This is a genomic window from Lelliottia sp. F153 (genome assembly GCF_002870005.1).
Taxonomy (GTDB): domain Bacteria; phylum Pseudomonadota; class Gammaproteobacteria; order Enterobacterales; family Enterobacteriaceae; genus Enterobacter; species Enterobacter nimipressuralis.
The window spans coordinates 1-15356 of the sequence record NZ_PKFT01000013.1; the positions used below are offsets into that span (position 1 = coordinate 1).

General features: G+C 52.0%; 13 protein-coding genes and 1 rRNA gene. 7 read left to right on the forward strand and 7 right to left on the reverse strand.

The window, feature by feature from the left end; genetic code table 11:
• The first annotated feature begins 9 nt into the window (after positions 1–9).
• Positions 10–125 (forward strand): 5S ribosomal RNA (gene rrf / locus F153LOC_RS19910).
• Between the two features lie 91 nt (positions 126–216).
• Here the strand turns inward: rrf and mobB are convergent.
• Positions 217–723 carry a molybdopterin-guanine dinucleotide biosynthesis protein MobB gene (gene mobB, locus F153LOC_RS19915; RefSeq protein WP_102105710.1) on the reverse strand — a complete coding sequence of 169 codons (507 nt, stop codon included), beginning with the start codon at positions 721–723 and terminating at the stop codon, positions 217–219.
• Complete coding sequence (gene mobA, locus F153LOC_RS19920; RefSeq protein WP_102105709.1) at positions 720–1304, reverse strand: molybdenum cofactor guanylyltransferase MobA; 585 nt, start codon at positions 1302–1304, stop codon at positions 720–722. The genes mobB and mobA overlap by 4 nt, the downstream gene beginning before the upstream one ends.
• A 68-nt stretch (positions 1305–1372) precedes the next feature.
• On the opposite strand from mobA, the gene F153LOC_RS19925 reads away from it, so the two are divergent.
• The 3 genes from F153LOC_RS19925 (at position 1373) to dsbA (ending at position 3354) form a co-directional block, all read left to right on the forward strand.
• Positions 1373–1642 (forward strand): YihD family protein, encoded by a 270-nt coding sequence (locus F153LOC_RS19925; protein ID WP_102105708.1) that lies wholly within the window; start codon positions 1373–1375, stop codon positions 1640–1642.
• 75 nt (positions 1643–1717) lie between these two features.
• On the forward strand, positions 1718–2704 hold the full coding sequence (locus F153LOC_RS19930; RefSeq protein ID WP_102105707.1) for a serine/threonine protein kinase: 987 nt from the start codon (positions 1718–1720) through the stop codon (positions 2702–2704).
• Positions 2705–2730: 26 nt separating this feature from the next.
• The gene (gene dsbA, locus F153LOC_RS19935) at positions 2731–3354 is read left to right on the forward strand and encodes a thiol:disulfide interchange protein DsbA (protein ID WP_102105706.1); all 624 of its coding nucleotides are present in this window, start codon (positions 2731–2733) and stop codon (positions 3352–3354) included.
• 15 nt (positions 3355–3369) lie between these two features.
• Here the strand turns inward: dsbA and F153LOC_RS19940 are convergent, their stop codons facing one another.
• Positions 3370–4278, reverse strand: coding sequence for an acyltransferase (locus F153LOC_RS19940; protein ID WP_100780791.1), 909 nt, complete (start codon positions 4276–4278; stop codon positions 3370–3372).
• Between the two features lie 438 nt (positions 4279–4716).
• Here F153LOC_RS19940 and polA point away from each other — a divergent pair, with 438 nt between their 5' ends.
• The gene (polA, locus tag F153LOC_RS19945) at positions 4717–7509 is read left to right on the forward strand and encodes a DNA polymerase I (RefSeq protein WP_102105705.1); all 2793 of its coding nucleotides are present in this window, start codon (positions 4717–4719) and stop codon (positions 7507–7509) included.
• Positions 7510–7823: 314 nt separating this feature from the next.
• On the opposite strand, the gene yihA is transcribed toward polA, so the two are convergent.
• Complete coding sequence (yihA, locus tag F153LOC_RS19950; RefSeq protein WP_102105704.1) at positions 7824–8450, reverse strand: ribosome biogenesis GTP-binding protein YihA/YsxC; 627 nt, start codon at positions 8448–8450, stop codon at positions 7824–7826.
• Positions 8451–9032: 582 nt separating this feature from the next.
• Here yihA and yihI point away from each other — a divergent pair.
• Together yihI and hemN are read left to right on the forward strand one after the other, a co-directional pair.
• Positions 9033–9548 (forward strand): Der GTPase-activating protein YihI, encoded by a 516-nt coding sequence (yihI, locus tag F153LOC_RS19955; protein ID WP_100778324.1) that lies wholly within the window; start codon positions 9033–9035, stop codon positions 9546–9548.
• Between the two features lie 188 nt (positions 9549–9736).
• Positions 9737–11110 carry an oxygen-independent coproporphyrinogen III oxidase gene (gene hemN, locus F153LOC_RS19965; protein WP_102105702.1) on the forward strand — a complete coding sequence of 458 codons (1374 nt, stop codon included), beginning with the start codon at positions 9737–9739 and terminating at the stop codon, positions 11108–11110.
• Positions 11111–11187: 77 nt separating this feature from the next.
• Here the strand turns inward: hemN and glnG are convergent, their stop codons facing one another.
• The 3 genes from glnG to glnA all read right to left on the reverse strand — a co-directional run bounded on the left by glnG (position 11188) and on the right by glnA (position 15267).
• Entirely contained in the window at positions 11188–12600 is a 1413-nt protein-coding gene (glnG, locus tag F153LOC_RS19970) for a nitrogen regulation protein NR(I) (protein ID WP_102105701.1), read from the reverse strand.
• 11 nt (positions 12601–12611) lie between these two features.
• Positions 12612–13661 carry a nitrogen regulation protein NR(II) gene (gene glnL / locus F153LOC_RS19975; RefSeq protein ID WP_102105700.1) on the reverse strand — a complete coding sequence of 350 codons (1050 nt, stop codon included), beginning with the start codon at positions 13659–13661 and terminating at the stop codon, positions 12612–12614.
• A 196-nt stretch (positions 13662–13857) separates the two neighbouring features.
• Complete coding sequence (gene glnA / locus F153LOC_RS19980; RefSeq protein WP_095284040.1) at positions 13858–15267, reverse strand: glutamate--ammonia ligase; 1410 nt, start codon at positions 15265–15267, stop codon at positions 13858–13860.
• Positions 15268–15356: the final 89 nt, after the last annotated feature.

A 15356-nucleotide genomic window follows, 5' to 3' on the forward strand; every position in this document is an offset into this window, starting at 1 on the left:
CAGAATTTGCCTGGCGGCTTTAGCGCGGTGGTCCCACCTGACCCCATGCCGAACTCAGAAGTGAAACGCCGTAGCGCCGATGGTAGTGTGGGGTCTCCCCATGTGAGAGTAGGGAACTGCCAGGCATTAATTAAGTGAAGAGGCCATCCGCAAGGATGGCCTTTTTGCGTTTTTGTCTTTATACAAAAATAGTCCCACACCGGCACAACAGCCCGTTTATTGCCCTGCCAACCACTCCTGAATAAACTCAACAACACCAGCAACATCATTTAAATCCAGAATCGGCACGGGAAGTGAAAGCGGAATATCACTGGCGACAGCAATCACATGCTGATCTACGGTCAATTCAGCGATTTCATGCCCTGCATCGCTTCTGAAAAGCAAAATCTTCGCTACCGATTCATGCTTAAATCCCTCGACCAGCACCAGATCCAGCGTCGAATGATCCATTCGACTCACCAGATAATTCAAATCCAGCGCCTCTTCTCCCGGTGTCTCTGTCATCAATGCCCATCGTTGCGCGCTGGCCACCATGGTTTGAGCCGCACCTGCCTTTCGCAGCTCGTAGCTGTCTTTACCGGGCTTATCAATATCCATATTGTGGTGAGTATGCTTAATCAATCCTGGACGAATACCCTGCGCGCACAGGGCCGGGATCAGCTTTTTCAGAAGTGATGTTTTCCCCGTCCCACTCCAGGCGGCAATCGCTAAAACAGGTTTCATACTTTCCCCTGCAGTGTTTGCAAATCTTCCGTGGTATTCACGTTAACAAAAGCCTCTTTCAGATCGCTAAAATCAACGGAATGGCCGCCTGACTGGCGCATAAATACCATAACGCGTCTCTCCCCTGAGGCCAGGTAAGCGCGTAAATCTGGACAAAGTTTCCTGCTAATCAACGTAATCGCAGGGTGATCGCGCTCTCCGTCATGTACCCAGACGACGGGAGCGTCTTTGCGCTGTTCAACCAGACGCTCAGCAAGCACAGAGGGGATAAACGGCATATCACATGGGCAGAAAAGAAACCATTTATCATCTGCCTGCTGCATCACGCTCAGCATGCCAGCCAGAGGCCCAGGATAGTTAGCTAACGCATCCTGATAGACGGAATATCCACTTTGCTGATAAATATCAATGTGACGATTAGCGCTAACGGCGATTGCTCCCACCTGGACTCTCAGCGCATCGGCGACGTGCTGCCATAATGGCTTTCCATTAAGCTCCTGTAAGCCCTTATCTTTTCCGCCCATCCGCGTCGCTCTTCCCCCTGCAAGCACGACGCCGAGCACTCCCCGGCACTGATTCACGAATGTCGCCTCTTTTATTGTGGGATTGACCCTGCTAACGTGTTCCTATCAATGAAAGGAGCACTACGATGAAATGTAAACGTCTGAACGAAGTTATCGAACTTCTCCAGCCTGCCTGGCAAAAAGAGCCAGAGCTTAACCTGATGCAATTTTTACAGAAACTGGCGAAAGAGTCAGGTTATGACGGCGAACTGGCCGACCTTTCTGATGACATCCTGATCTACCATCTTAAAATGCGTGATTCTGATAAAGATGCCGCGATTCCAGGTATTAAGAAAGATTACGAGGAAGATTTTAAAACCGCGCTGCTGCGCGCGCGTGGCGTAATTAAAGAGTAAAACCTTGTAAGCGGCGCCACCGAAATCGCTGTGAAATGATATCCTGAATCATTCGTATAATTTCCGGATGATCGGATGAACGACAAGGCTTTTACTTTCCAGACATTAAACCCGGATACCATTATGGATGCTCTGTTTGAACAGGGCATTCGAGTGGATTCCGGGCTAACCCCTTTAAACAGCTATGAAAACCGCGTCTATCAATTCCAGGACGAGGATCGCCAGCGCTTTGTCGTTAAATTCTACCGTCCCCAACGCTGGTCGGCGGAGCAAATTCAGGAAGAGCACCAGTTCGCTCTCGATCTGGTTAATGACGACGTTCCGGTCGCTGCACCCATTCAGTTTAATCACCAGTCGCTGCTCACGCATCAGGGATATTTCTTTGCTGTTTTCCCGAGCCTGGGTGGCCGCCAGTTTGAGTCTGATAATATCGATCAAATGGAGTGGGTCGCTCGTTACCTGGGGCGCATGCATCAGACGGGGCGCAAAAAAGCATTCAGCGCACGACCTGTTATTGGGCTTGAGGAATATTTAACGGAGCCGCGTCAGGTGTTCGAAACATCTACGCTGATTCCCAAAGCGTTGAAAGCGAATTTCCTGAAAGCCACCGATGCCCTTATTGCTGCCGTAACTGAGTGCTGGGATGATCAAACCGATATTCTGCGTTTACATGGCGACTGCCACGCGGGGAATATTCTCTGGCGCGACGGCCCGCTATTTGTTGATCTCGATGATGCCCGCATGGGGCCAGCGATTCAGGATCTGTGGATGCTGCTGAATGGTGATAAAGCCGAACAGCGGATGCAGCTTGAAACCATCATCGAAGCCTACGAAGAATTTAGTCCCTTCAATTCAGACGAAATTGCCCTGATTGAACCTTTACGCGCCATGCGTTTTGTATATTATCTCGCATGGTTAATCAGGCGTTGGGACGATCCCGCGTTTCCTAAAAACTTCCCGTGGCTTACCGGGGAAGATTACTGGCGCAGCCAGACAACCACCTTTATTCAGCAAGTTAAGGTTCTGCAGGAACCGCCACTTCAATTAACGCCAATGTATTAATCGGACACATCAGGAGAAAGTTGATCATGAAAAAAATATGGCTGGCGCTGGCAGGTATGATTCTGGCATTTAGCGCATCTGCTGCTCAATTCAGCGATGGCAAGCAGTTCACTACCCTCGAAAAGCCGGTTGCCGGTGAGCCGCAGGTGCTTGAGTTCTTCTCATTCTACTGCCCGCACTGCTACCAGTTTGAAGAAGTTCTGCACGTTTCTGATAACGTGAAGAAAAAGCTGCCTGAAGGCACCAAAATGACCAAGTATCATGTCGAATTCCTGGGTCCTTTGGGTAAAGATCTGACGCAAGCCTGGGCAGTTGCACTGGCGCTGGGCGTGGAAGATCAAGTCACAGCACCTATGTTTGAAGCTGTACAGAAAACTCAAACTGTTCAGACCGTTGCTGATATCCGTAAAGTCTTTGTTGATGCGGGCGTGAAAGGCGAAGATTACGACGCAGCATGGAACAGCTTTGTGGTGAAATCTCTGGTCGCGCAGCAGGAAAAAGCGGCCGCAGACCTTCAGTTGCAGGGCGTTCCGGCGATGTTCGTCAATGGTAAATACCAGGTGAATCCGCAGGGTATGGATACCAGCAATATGGATATCTTCGTGCAGCAGTATGCTGACACCGTGAAATATCTGGTTGAGAAGAAATAAAAGTGAAAACGCCGGTCACAGACCGGCGTTTTTGTTTGCATACTTAAGATCGTTTATCAGCACATCTTTATCATTCCACAGCGTGTTCAGCCACAGCTGGAAACGACGTTTGAAATTCTTATCATTGATGTAATCGCCGTGCAGCTCTTCATTCACTGGCACCAGGTTTATCCTCACCACGATACGCGTCAGTTTACCGCTTAACATATCGTAAAAAGGTGTCTCGTCATTTTCCGGATAGCACAGCGTCACATTCAGCAATTTATCGAACTGCGATCCCAGTACATTAAGGGCCATCGCAATTCCCGCCGCTTTTGGCGGCAATAGATTCTTATAAGGGGAGCGAGTTTGCTGACGTTTCAGTTCCGTAAAACGTGAGCCTTCAACGAAGTTAACGATTGTCGTCGGGTGAGCCCGAAATTTCTCACAGGAGCGACGTGTCGTTTCAACATCACGCCCACGGCGTTCGGGGTGACGAATAAGATAGCTGCGTGAATAACGTTTCATAAACGGCATATCCAGCGCCCAGCAGGCCAGCCCGATAAACGGCACCCAGGCCAGTTGCTGCTTGAGAAAGTATTTATTCATCGGAATATGTTTGCGAAACAGCACGCATAACACCACGATATCTGCCCAACTGTGGTGATTACAGAGCAGTAAATACCAGTTTTTCTTGTTCAGGCCTTCCAGCCCTTCGATATCCCATTGCAGATGCGGGTTCAGGCGTAGCAGCCATGCCAGCCCTTCACACCAGCAGTACATCATAAAATTGCAGAAGGCTGATACCGCACGCCAGACAGCAGGGACAGGCAGTAATAGTTTAATGATTCCGGCGACGATGATCGGCACAGAACAGGCGATGGTAACCAGGATCGTTAAAAAGATGCTTAACAGTAATGTTACTGCAGCGAGTAATCTCGACATGATGAGCTTTTTCAGGTAGTTAGCTGTAATCTGGCAGCCAAACCGGTGCCGCAGGGCGCTGATTTTACCAGAAAACAAATAAAAGCAGGGGCTTTCACTCCACGATACCGCAGGATCTGCACCTTAACAGATTATTTGTCTGTCATACCTTATTAGGCTCTTCTTATATCCACATAGAGCAAATAGTCATCAAATGGAAATATACCGATCGGATCTATTTATAACTAACTGATAATATTCTATAAAAAAACCATACGCGATCTGGAAATGACAATATTCTTCATATGAATTAAAAGTATGCACAAACTTATCCACAGTTTGATTTTGCGAGCGATCCCGACGATCGCAAAATCTTTTCCTGTATTCCGTGCTAAAAACTGATGTTTTCATCCTTCTGTGGCATCCTTTAGCCATAAATTGATTAAAGGCACGGACATTATGGTTCAGATTCCAGAAAACCCTCTTATTCTCGTCGACGGCTCTTCATACCTGTATCGGGCGTATCATGCGTTTCCTCCTCTGACCAATAGCGCAGGGGAGCCAACCGGCGCGATGTATGGCGTGCTGAATATGCTGCGTAGTCTGATCCTGCAATACCAGCCGTCACATGCGGCGGTGGTATTCGATGCGAAGGGTAAAACCTTCCGCGACGAGCTTTTTGAGGATTACAAATCCCATCGCCCGCCGATGCCGGACGATCTGCGCGCGCAAATCGAGCCGTTGCACACGATGGTAAAAGCGATGGGCCTGCCGCTGCTGGCAGTTTCTGGGGTAGAAGCGGACGACGTTATCGGTACGCTGGCTCGTGAAGCAGAGAAAATGGGCCGTCCGGTGCTGATCAGTACGGGTGATAAAGACATGGCGCAGCTGGTTACGCCTGGGATCACCCTCATCAATACCATGACCAATACCATTCTTGGGCCGGAAGAAGTCGTCACCAAATATGGCGTGCCGCCAGAGCTCATCATTGATTTTCTCGCCTTAATGGGCGACTCCTCGGATAACATTCCAGGTGTGCCTGGTGTCGGCGAAAAAACCGCGCAGGCGCTGCTGCAAGGCCTGGGTGGGCTGGATACGCTGTATGCCGAATCAGACAAAATCGCTGGCCTGACATTCCGTGGTGCAAAAACCATGGCGGCGAAGCTGGAGCAGAACAAAGAGGTGGCATATCTCTCCTATAAGCTGGCCACCATTAAAACCGACGTCGAGCTGGAACTTACCTGTGAGCAGCTCGAAGTTCAGCAGCCGGTGGCGGAAGAGCTTCTCGGCCTGTTTAAGCATTATGAGTTCAAACGCTGGATTACAGATCTCGAAGCCGGGAAATGGATGCAGGCGAAGGGCGCAAAACCTGCCGCGAAGCCAAAAGAGACAATCGTTGTTGATGCCGATGAGGACGTTGAAGAGGCCGCCAGTGCGCTCTCCTTCGAAAACTACGAAACGGTGCTGGAAGAAGCGCAGCTTATCGCCTGGATCGAGAAACTGAAAAAAGCGCCGGTCTTCGCCTTTGACACCGAAACAGACAGTCTGGATAACATCTCCGCCAATATGGTCGGCCTCTCCTTTGCCACCGAGCCAGGCATCGCCGCCTATGTCCCGGTCGCGCATGATTATCTGGATGCTCCGGATCAAATCTCCCGTGAGCGCGTGCTTGAGCTACTCAAACCGCTGCTGGAAGATGACAAAGCGCTTAAGGTCGGGCAAAACCTGAAGTATGACCGCGGTATTTTGCAGAACTACGGCATCGAGTTGCGCGGTATTGCCTTCGACACCATGCTGGAGTCTTACATCCTGAACAGCGTGGCGGGCCGTCATGATATGGATTCATTGTCCGATCGCTGGCTCAAGCATAAAACCGTCACCTTTGAAGAGATTGCCGGGAAGGGCAAAAACCAGCTGACCTTCAACCAGATCGCCCTGGAAGAGGCGGGCCGCTATGCCGCGGAAGATGCGGACGTAACGCTGCAACTGCACCTGAAGATGTACCCGAAATTGCAAAAGCAGGAAGGGCCGCTGAATATTTTCGAAAATGTCGAAATGCCGCTGGTGCCGGTGTTGTCTCGTATTGAGCGTAACGGTGTTAAAATTGATCCTGCGGTACTGCACAAACATTCGGAAGAGATCAGCCTGCGTCTGAATGAACTTGAACTGAAAGCGCATGACATTGCCGGCGAGCCTTTTAACCTCGCGTCCACCAAACAGCTACAGACTATTCTGTTTGAAAAACAGGGCATTAAACCGCTGAAGAAAACACCTGGCGGCGCGCCGTCCACCTCGGAAGAGGTGCTGGAAGAGCTGGCGCTGGATTACCCACTGCCGAAAGTGATTCTGGAATACCGCGGCCTCGCGAAGCTTAAATCGACTTACACCGATAAGCTCCCGCTGATGATCAATCCAAAAACCGGTCGCGTTCATACTTCCTACCACCAGGCGGTTGCGGCGACCGGGCGTTTATCATCGACCGATCCTAACCTGCAAAACATTCCAGTTCGTAACGAAGAAGGGCGACGCATCCGTCAGGCATTTATTGCCCCGGAAGATTATCTGATCGTCTCGGCCGACTACTCGCAAATCGAGCTGCGCATCATGGCGCACCTGTCGCGTGATAAAGGTTTGCTGACGGCGTTTGCGGAAGGCAAAGATATCCACCGCGCCACGGCGGCAGAAGTGTTCGGTCTGCCACTGGACAGCGTGACCGGCGAGCAGCGCCGCAGCGCGAAGGCGATCAACTTCGGTCTGATCTACGGCATGAGCGCTTTTGGTCTCTCCCGCCAGCTCAATATTCCACGTAAAGAGTCGCAGAAGTACATGGATCTCTACTTTGAGCGCTATCCGGGCGTGCTGGAATACATGGAGCGAACTCGCGCTCAGGCGAAGGAAAAGGGCTATGTGGAAACTCTCGATGGCCGTCGTCTCTATCTGCCGGATATCACCTCCAGTAACGCTGCGCGCCGCGCCGGTGCTGAACGTGCGGCAATCAACGCACCGATGCAGGGGACTGCAGCTGACATCATCAAACGCGCGATGATTGCGGTTGATGCCTGGCTGGAAAAGGACAAACCACGCGTGAAAATGATCATGCAGGTACACGATGAACTGGTGTTCGAAGTGCACAAGGATGATCTGGAAGCGGTCTCGAAAAAGATCCACGAACTGATGGAAAGCAGCATGAAATTAGATGTGCCACTGCTGGTGGAAGTTGGGAGCGGAGACAACTGGGATCAGGCTCACTAAAGGTCCGATGACTAAGACGCTATTAATGTAAGTAAGCAACATAACAGCGTGCTTTTTGTGACGATCATTAGATTTACCTATGTAAAGAGTGAAAAAAAACTACAAAAAGTGCTTTGTCCAGCGATAAAAAAAGAGTAGAGTTAACGACGTAGGGTACAGAGGTAAGATGTTCTATCTTTCAGACCTTTTACTTCACGTAATCGGATTTGGCTGAATATTTTAGCCGCCCCAGTCAGTAATGACTGGGGCGTTTTTTATTGCGGCAAAGAAAATATGTGGAGCAAAAAAAACGCGGACATCGCCGCGCTTTTTTATCACTCTTCCGCTTCTGTCGCGGGTTCCAGATCGTTAAACCAGCTATCAAGCTTATGACGTAAAACGTCCACACCCTGCTTTTTCAGCGATGAAAACGTCTCAATTTGCACGTCACCGCCAAATTCTACCGCGGCTTCGCGCACCAGTTTTAACTGTGCTTTACGCGCACCGCTCGCCAGTTTATCGGCTTTGGTCAGCAGCACCAGAACAGGGATTTCGCTGGCGACACCCCAGTGGATCATCTGCTGATCGAGATCTTTAAGCGGATGGCGGATATCCATCAGCACAACCAACCCTTTCAGGCACTGGCGTTTTTCCAGGTATTCACCCAGCGCGCGCTGCCATTTGATTTTGATCTCTTCTGGCACTTCTGCGTAGCCGTAACCGGGTAAATCCACCAGGCGCTTACCATCAGCGACTTCAAACAGGTTAATCAGCTGGGTACGACCTGGTGTTTTAGAGGTACGCGCCAGGCTTTTCTGGTTCGTCAGTGTATTCAGGGCGCTGGATTTGCCCGCGTTGGAGCGGCCAGCAAATGCCACTTCGATACCTGTATCAGGCGGTAAGTGGCGAATATCAGGCGCACTGGTGACAAAATGCGTCTGTTGGTAGTTCCAGGTAGTCACGTGGTCGTCTCCAAAAATCTTAATCTGAAGGGGAGTATACCTGAATGCAGGCAAAAGGCTTTTCACTTCGCTTCCGGGATGTAGATTAAACCCATTGGGTTTGTGAGACATTGCCCATAATCTCTATGGGACATTTAAGAGAATCCTCATGCGGTAAAAATAACATATCATTTAAAATCATAATGTTGAGGATTTAGAATTATCTGAAAATACCATTTTGGCCAGTTTGATGGCTTGTCAGAAGTACTGAAAAAGGTAAAGTAGCACCCAAGGCGAGGATGCCAACAGGATAACGACTTAGGGATAAGGGTCAGGAGCGCCAGGAGGCGAAGACTCAGGAAGACGACCAGGATGGTTAGCGCCAGGAGGCGTTCAAAAAAGGAAATGGACCCTATTAAGGATGATATTCGCTAAGGGATAAACAGGGTTAGTTGTTAGCAAACAGGGATTGAATAACCCGTTAAGGGTTGAGAGTCAGGAAAAAAGGCGACAGATTGCTCTGTCGCCTTTTTTCTTTGCTTGCTTTCTGCTAGATTTCGCCGCAATTCTATACTGAAGAAAATGGCTTAAAGACAAGGCATCATGAAAAAACCGACATCCACAGCGGGCGCTAAACGCCCGGCAAAAGCGCACCGCAAAACCCGTGAAGAACTGAATCAGGAAGCTCGCGATCGCAAACGTGCGAAAAAGCATAGTGGTCATGCTTCGGGTAGCCGTGCGAACGGCAGCAGTGCTTCAGGTTCCGCCGCGCAACAATCCAAACAGAAAGATCCGCGCATCGGGAGCAAAACGCCAATTCCCCTGGGCGTGACGGACGCCCCGGTTATCAAGCAGCAAAAACCTAAAAAGAGCGAGAAACCTATGCTTTCACCGCAGGCTGAGCTGGATATGCTGGAGAACGATGAGCGCCTGGACGCGCTGCTGGAACGTCTTGAGGGCGGTGAAGCCCTGAACGCTGAAGAGCAGAAATGGGTCGATGCCAAACTGGATCGTATCGATGAACTGATGCAGCAGCTCGGTCTCTCTTACGACGATGAAGAAGACGAAGAAGAAGAAAAGCAGGACGACATGATGCGTCTGCTGAAAGGTGGAAACTAACATTTGCACCCAGCGGGCTCTATAGTCCTTCTTATAACCCTTCCGGTTATATGTTATCTGGTGTGGTTATTCGTTAAACTACGGCGGTTGTCGCGGCGACAGAGGTGGCTGCGCACCCGAATATTGACCCGCAATGGGGTCAAAACGGGCCGCCGTATACTAACGCGACACCAACGGAAGGAGTGAGCATGTCTGTACCAAACATCGACTGGGATCTGGCCCTGATCCAGAAATATAACTATTCCGGGCCGCGTTATACCTCATACCCGACCGCGCTGGAGTTTGCTGAAACCTTCGGCGAGGCCGATTTTTTGCAGGCAGTTGCGCGATATCCTGAACGCCCGCTGTCGCTCTATGTTCACATTCCTTTCTGCCACAAGCTCTGCTATTTCTGCGGGTGCAATAAAATCGTCACCCGCCAGCAGCACAAAGCCGATCAGTATCTGGACGCCCTCGAGCAGGAAATCCTGCACCGTGCGCCGCTGTTTGCCGGGCGAAACGTAAGCCAGCTCCACTGGGGCGGCGGTACGCCAACCTATCTCAATAAAGCGCAAATCAGCCGTCTGATGGATCTTCTGCGGGCCAACTTCCGTTTTGAGGCCGATGCTGAAATCTCTATTGAAGTTGATCCGCGTGAAATCGAGCTGGATGTGCTCGATCACCTGCGAGCAGAGGGCTTTAATCGCCTGAGCATGGGTGTGCAGGACTTTAACAAAGAGGTTCAGCGCTTGGTCAATCGCGAGCAGGATGAGGAATTTATTTTTGCGCTGCTGAACCACGCGCGCGAAATCGGTTTTACCTCGACCAACATCGACCTGATCTACGGCCTGCCGAAACAGACGCCGGAAAGCTTCGCCTTCACGCTGAAACGCGTGGCAGAGCTGAATCCCGATCGTCTGAGCGTCTTTAACTATGCGCACCTGCCGACGCTTTTTGCCGCCCAGCGCAAAATAAAAGATGCCGATTTGCCCTCTGCTCAGCAGAAGCTGGATATCCTGCAGGAAACCATCTCGTCTCTGACGGAAACCGGCTATCAGTTTATCGGCATGGACCACTTCGCCCGTCCTGATGACGAGCTGGCCATTGCCCAGCGCGAAGGTGTGCTGCACCGCAATTTCCAGGGGTACACCACCCAGGGCGACACCGATTTACTGGGGATGGGAGTCTCGGCGATCAGCATGATTGGCGACTGCTATGCGCAGAATCAGAAAGAATTGAAACAGTATTATCAGCAGGTGGATGAAAGCGGAAATGCCCTGTGGCGCGGCATTGCGCTTACGCGCGATGACTGCATCCGTCGGGATGTGATTAAGGCGTTAATCTGCAACTTCCGCCTCGATTTTGCCGACATCGAATCCCAGTGGGAACTCGACTTTGCCGACTACTTTGCTGAAGATCTGAAGCTGCTCGCGCCGCTGGCGAAGGATGGGCTGGTGGATGTGAGCGATAAAGCGATTCAGGTGACGCCAAAAGGGCGCTTGTTGATTCGTAATATCTGCATGTGCTTTGACGCCTACCTGCGCCAGAAAGCCCGCTTGCAGCAATTTTCACGCGTCATCTAAAACCTTCTGTGGTGCAGCGCTGACCGGGACTACCAGGCGTAGTTCTGATCAGCGCTGCGCCAACAGGCGTAGAAGTGTTATTCCATTCCCAGCTCTTTCAGCTTCCGCGTCAGGGTATTTCGCCCCCAACCCAGCAGCCGTGCCGCTTCCTGTTTATGCCCCTGAGTATGGCGAAGCGCAGTCGTCAGTAACGTACGCTCCATTTCAGGCTGCGCTTCGGAAAGCAGATTTTGATGACCGGAACGCAGCGCGCGATCCGCCCACTGCGCCAGCAGCGTCGCCCAGCTGTCAGGTAACGACTGTCCGGTGCTGCTTTCGGGCGCGGTAGATTCAAACAGTTCACCCGGTAAATCCTGGATCAGCACTTCCTGCCCGGCAGCCATAACGGTGAGCCAGCGGCAGGTGTTTTCCAGCTGACGCACGTTGCCCGGCCACGCCAGTCGCGTCAACGCGGCATCGGTTTCCGGGTGCAGCAGTTTGGCTTCCACGCCCAGTTCGCGAGCCGCCACCTGCAGGAAATGGCGCGCCAGACGCGGAATATCTTCCCGGCGTTCGCGTAGCGGCGGGAGATGGACGCGAATCACGTTCAGACGGTGGAACAAGTCTTCACGGAATTTGCCTTCCTGCACGCGCTGTTCAAGGTTCTGGTGCGTGGCGGCGATAATGCGCACGTCGACTTTAACGGGGGCGTAGCCGCCGACGCGATAAAATTGCCCATCGGCCAGCACGCGCAGCAGACGTGTTTGCACGTCGAGCGGCATATCGCCGATTTCATCGAGGAAAAGCGTTCCGCCGTCTGCCTGTTCAAAGCGGCCCTGACGAATGGTATTTGCGCCGGTAAACGCGCCTTTCTCATGGCCAAACAGTTCCGACTCGATCAAATCCTTCGGAATGGCGGCCATATTCAGGGCGATAAACGGGGCTTTCGCGCGCGGGCTGTGGCGATGTAGGGCGTGCGCAACCAGCTCTTTACCGGTCCCGGATTCGCCGTTAATCAGCACACTGATGGATGAACGCGACAGGCGGCCAATGATACGAAACACATCCTGCATCGCGGGCGCTTCGCCAATGATATCGGTCGTCGGGCCAAACACAGGCGCGTTTCGCGGTTGCTGCTGCTCCTGATAGTGGCTGATGGCGCGTTCCACCAGAGCCACGGCTTCATCGATATCAAAGGGTTTTGGCAGGTAATCAAATGCGCCCTGCTGGTAGGCGCTAACGGCGGCATCCAGATCGGAGTGAGCAGTCATTATGATGACCGGAAGCATCGGATGACGTTGCTTAATCTGCTTTAACAGCGCAAGCCCGTCCATCCCCGGCATCCGGATATCCGAAAGCAGCACGTCCGGGGTTTTGGTGATGAGCGCATCAAGCACTTCGCTACCGCTTTCAAAGGTGGTGCAGTTTAATCCTGCTCCGGTAAGCGCGCGTTCAAGCACCCAGCGGATGGAGCTATCATCATCGACTACCCAGACTATCCCTCGTTGCATCGTCGTCACCTTTATTTTTTTATTGGCAGGTAAACCGAAAACTCGGTATGACCCGGCCAACTGGTAAATTCAATTTTGCCGGAGTGTTGGTCAATCAAATTACGGGCGATGGACAATCCCAGCCCGGTTCCGCCCTCGCGGCCGCTCACCATCGGGTAAAACAGCGTGTCCTGCAGATGCGACGGAATTCCTGGCCCGTTGTCTTCTACGTCGATTCGGGCGGCGAGGCGATAGCGCAAGCCATGCAGCGTCAGCTGGAACGCGGTACGCGTACGCAGAATGATTTGCCCGCCATCCGCACCTAAGGCTTGCAGCGCGTTACGCACAACATTCAGCAGAACCTGTTCAATCTGGTCGGGATCGTGCGGCAATTCCGGCAGACTCGGATCGTAATCGCGCACCAGCGTAACGTTGGCAGGCAACTCCATCGACACCAGCTTCACCACCCGCTCAGCCACTTTGTGGATGCTCTCGGTAACGTGCATGCCTGGCTGCTGCGGCCCAAGCAGACGGTCCACCAGATTGCGCAGGCGATCGGCCTGTTCAATGATGACGTTGGTGTATTCGGCCAGCGCCGGGTCCGGCAGTGCTTTGGTTAACAGCTGTGCAGCGCCTCGGAGGCCTCCCAGCGGGTTTTTAATCTCATGGGCAAGCCCCCGCACCAGATCGCGCGCAGCGATTTGCTGTGCGTGCTGGAGCTGCTCCTGGCTCAAACGGCGCAGGTTATCCATCGGCGCCATTTCCAGCAGAATTAATCCTTCCGGCAGACGTTGCGCCGTGAGGGAGAGAATGTGCGAGCGCCCGTCGATCACCAGGGTCACTTCGTTATCGGTAAAGCCCTGGCCTGCCGATAAACTTTCCTGCATCAACGCAATATTCAGCGAAAAATAGCTCAACAGTTCCGGGAGTGGGGTACCAAATAATTTACGCGAGCTTTGGGCGAGCAGTTGCTGCGCCGCAGGGTTGGCGTAATGGACCGCCAGCTCGTCGTCGACCAGTAAGATACTGTTGATTAAAGAATTGAGGATCTGCCCAGCATCGGGCAGCGTGCCAGTTGCCATTAAGCAGTCTCCTGGAGTTGGGTGCACTAATTTAGTGCAGTATAGCGTTTTAGTGGTAAAAAGCGCGTGAGATCAGGTTGTTGGTGGAGAAAAAAGCCCATCCGAAGATGGGCTAAAAGTTTCCACGGCAACAAAAAAATCTTCTGCGTCTTTCTTGCCACCGTAGCGACAAGAAAGACGGTGAATCAGATGAAAATTAAACGCTGTAGTACAGTTCGAACTCAACCGGGTGTGGCGTCATGCGAACACGGTCGTTCTCTTCAATACGCAGTGCGATGTAAGCATCGATAGCGTCGTCAGTGAACACACCGCCAGCAGTCAGGAACTCACGGTCAGCGTCCAGCGCGTTCAGTGCTTCTTCAAGAGAACCGGCAACCTGTGGGATCTCTTTTGCTTCTTCTGGAGGCAGGTCGTACAGGTTTTTGTCCATCGCTTCGCCTGGGTGGATCTTGTTCTTGATACCATCAAGACCAGCCATCAGCAGCGCTGCGAAGCACAGGTATGGGTTAGCCGCTGGGTCCGGGAAGCGCACTTCGATACGACGCGCTTTTGGAGACGCAACCACTGGAATACGGATAGAAGCAGAACGGTTACGGGCAGAGTAAGCCAGCATTACTGGAGCTTCGTAGCCTGGGACCAGACGCTTGTAGGAGTTGGTGGTTGGGTTCGCCAGGGCGTTGATCGCTTTAGCGTGCTTGATGACACCACCGATGTAGAACAGCGCCTGCTCGGACAGACCCGCATATTTGTCACCAGAGAACAGGTTAGTCCCGTTCTTGGAGAGAGACATGTGGCAGTGCATACCGGAACCGTTATCGCCGAACATAGGTTTTGGCATAAAGGTCGCAGTTTTACCGAAGCGGTGTGCAACGTTGTGAACCACATATTTGTAAATCTGAATCTCATCCGCTTTTTTGGTCATGGTGTTAAAGCGGGTTGCGATTTCGTTCTGACCCGCAGTCGCCACTTCGTGGTGATGCGCTTCAACAACCAGGCCCATCTCTTCCATGATCAGACACATGGTAGAACGGATGTCCTGAGAAGAGTCGACCGGAGGAACCGGGAAGTAACCGCCTTTCACGCCTGGACGGTGACCTTTGTTACCACCTTCGTATTTGGTGGAGGAGTTCCATGCGCCTTCGATATCGTCGATAGCTACGTGAGAACCGGAGATAGACGCACCAAAGCGAATATCGTCAAACAGGAAGAATTCTGGTTCTGGCCCGAACAGCACGGTGTCCGCGATACCGGTAGAACGCAGGTACTCTTCAGCGCGTTTAGCGATGGAGCGTGGGTCGCGGTCGTAGCCCTGCAGCGTGCCTGGCTCGAGGATGTCGCAGCGAATAATCAGGGTAGACTCTTCGTAGAACGGGTCAATGAGCGCAGTGGTTGCGTCTGGCATCAGAACCATGTCGGATTCGTTGATACCTTTCCAGCCGCCGATTGAGGAGCCGTCAAACATTTTGCCTTCTTCAAAGAATTCGGCATTTACCTGATGAGCAGGAATTGTGACGTGCTGTTCTTTACCTTTGGTATCAGTGAAGCGCAGATCAACAAACTTCACTTCGTGTTCGTTCAGCATCGTCAAAACGTGTTCAGCGGACATACGTAACTCTCCCGGATTGGTCATTGTCGTCGTGGTAACGAGGTCTTCAATTCTGTGTAAGGCTGGCGTGGTCGCCATGTTTTTGCCGT

What these genes read in the sequence shown, in the direction of transcription:
- mobB (WP_102105710.1), bottom strand. Translation starts at nt 723, where the DNA reads ATGAAACCTGTTTTAGCGATTGCCGCCTGGAGTGGGACGGGGAAAACA.
- F153LOC_RS19925 (WP_102105708.1), top strand. Translation starts at nt 1,373, where the DNA reads ATGAAATGTAAACGTCTGAACGAAGTTATCGAACTTCTCCAGCCTGCC.
- F153LOC_RS19930 (WP_102105707.1), top strand. Translation starts at nt 1,718, where the DNA reads ATGAACGACAAGGCTTTTACTTTCCAGACATTAAACCCGGATACCATT.
- dsbA (WP_102105706.1), top strand. Translation starts at nt 2,731, where the DNA reads ATGAAAAAAATATGGCTGGCGCTGGCAGGTATGATTCTGGCATTTAGC.
- F153LOC_RS19940 (WP_100780791.1), bottom strand. Translation starts at nt 4,278, where the DNA reads ATGTCGAGATTACTCGCTGCAGTAACATTACTGTTAAGCATCTTTTTA.
- polA (WP_102105705.1), top strand. Translation starts at nt 4,717, where the DNA reads ATGGTTCAGATTCCAGAAAACCCTCTTATTCTCGTCGACGGCTCTTCA.
- yihI (WP_100778324.1), top strand. Translation starts at nt 9,033, where the DNA reads ATGAAAAAACCGACATCCACAGCGGGCGCTAAACGCCCGGCAAAAGCG.
- hemN (WP_102105702.1), top strand. Translation starts at nt 9,737, where the DNA reads ATGTCTGTACCAAACATCGACTGGGATCTGGCCCTGATCCAGAAATAT.
- glnG (WP_102105701.1), bottom strand. Translation starts at nt 12,600, where the DNA reads ATGCAACGAGGGATAGTCTGGGTAGTCGATGATGATAGCTCCATCCGC.
- glnL (WP_102105700.1), bottom strand. Translation starts at nt 13,661, where the DNA reads ATGGCAACTGGCACGCTGCCCGATGCTGGGCAGATCCTCAATTCTTTA.
- glnA (WP_095284040.1), bottom strand. Translation starts at nt 15,267, where the DNA reads ATGTCCGCTGAACACGTTTTGACGATGCTGAACGAACACGAAGTGAAG.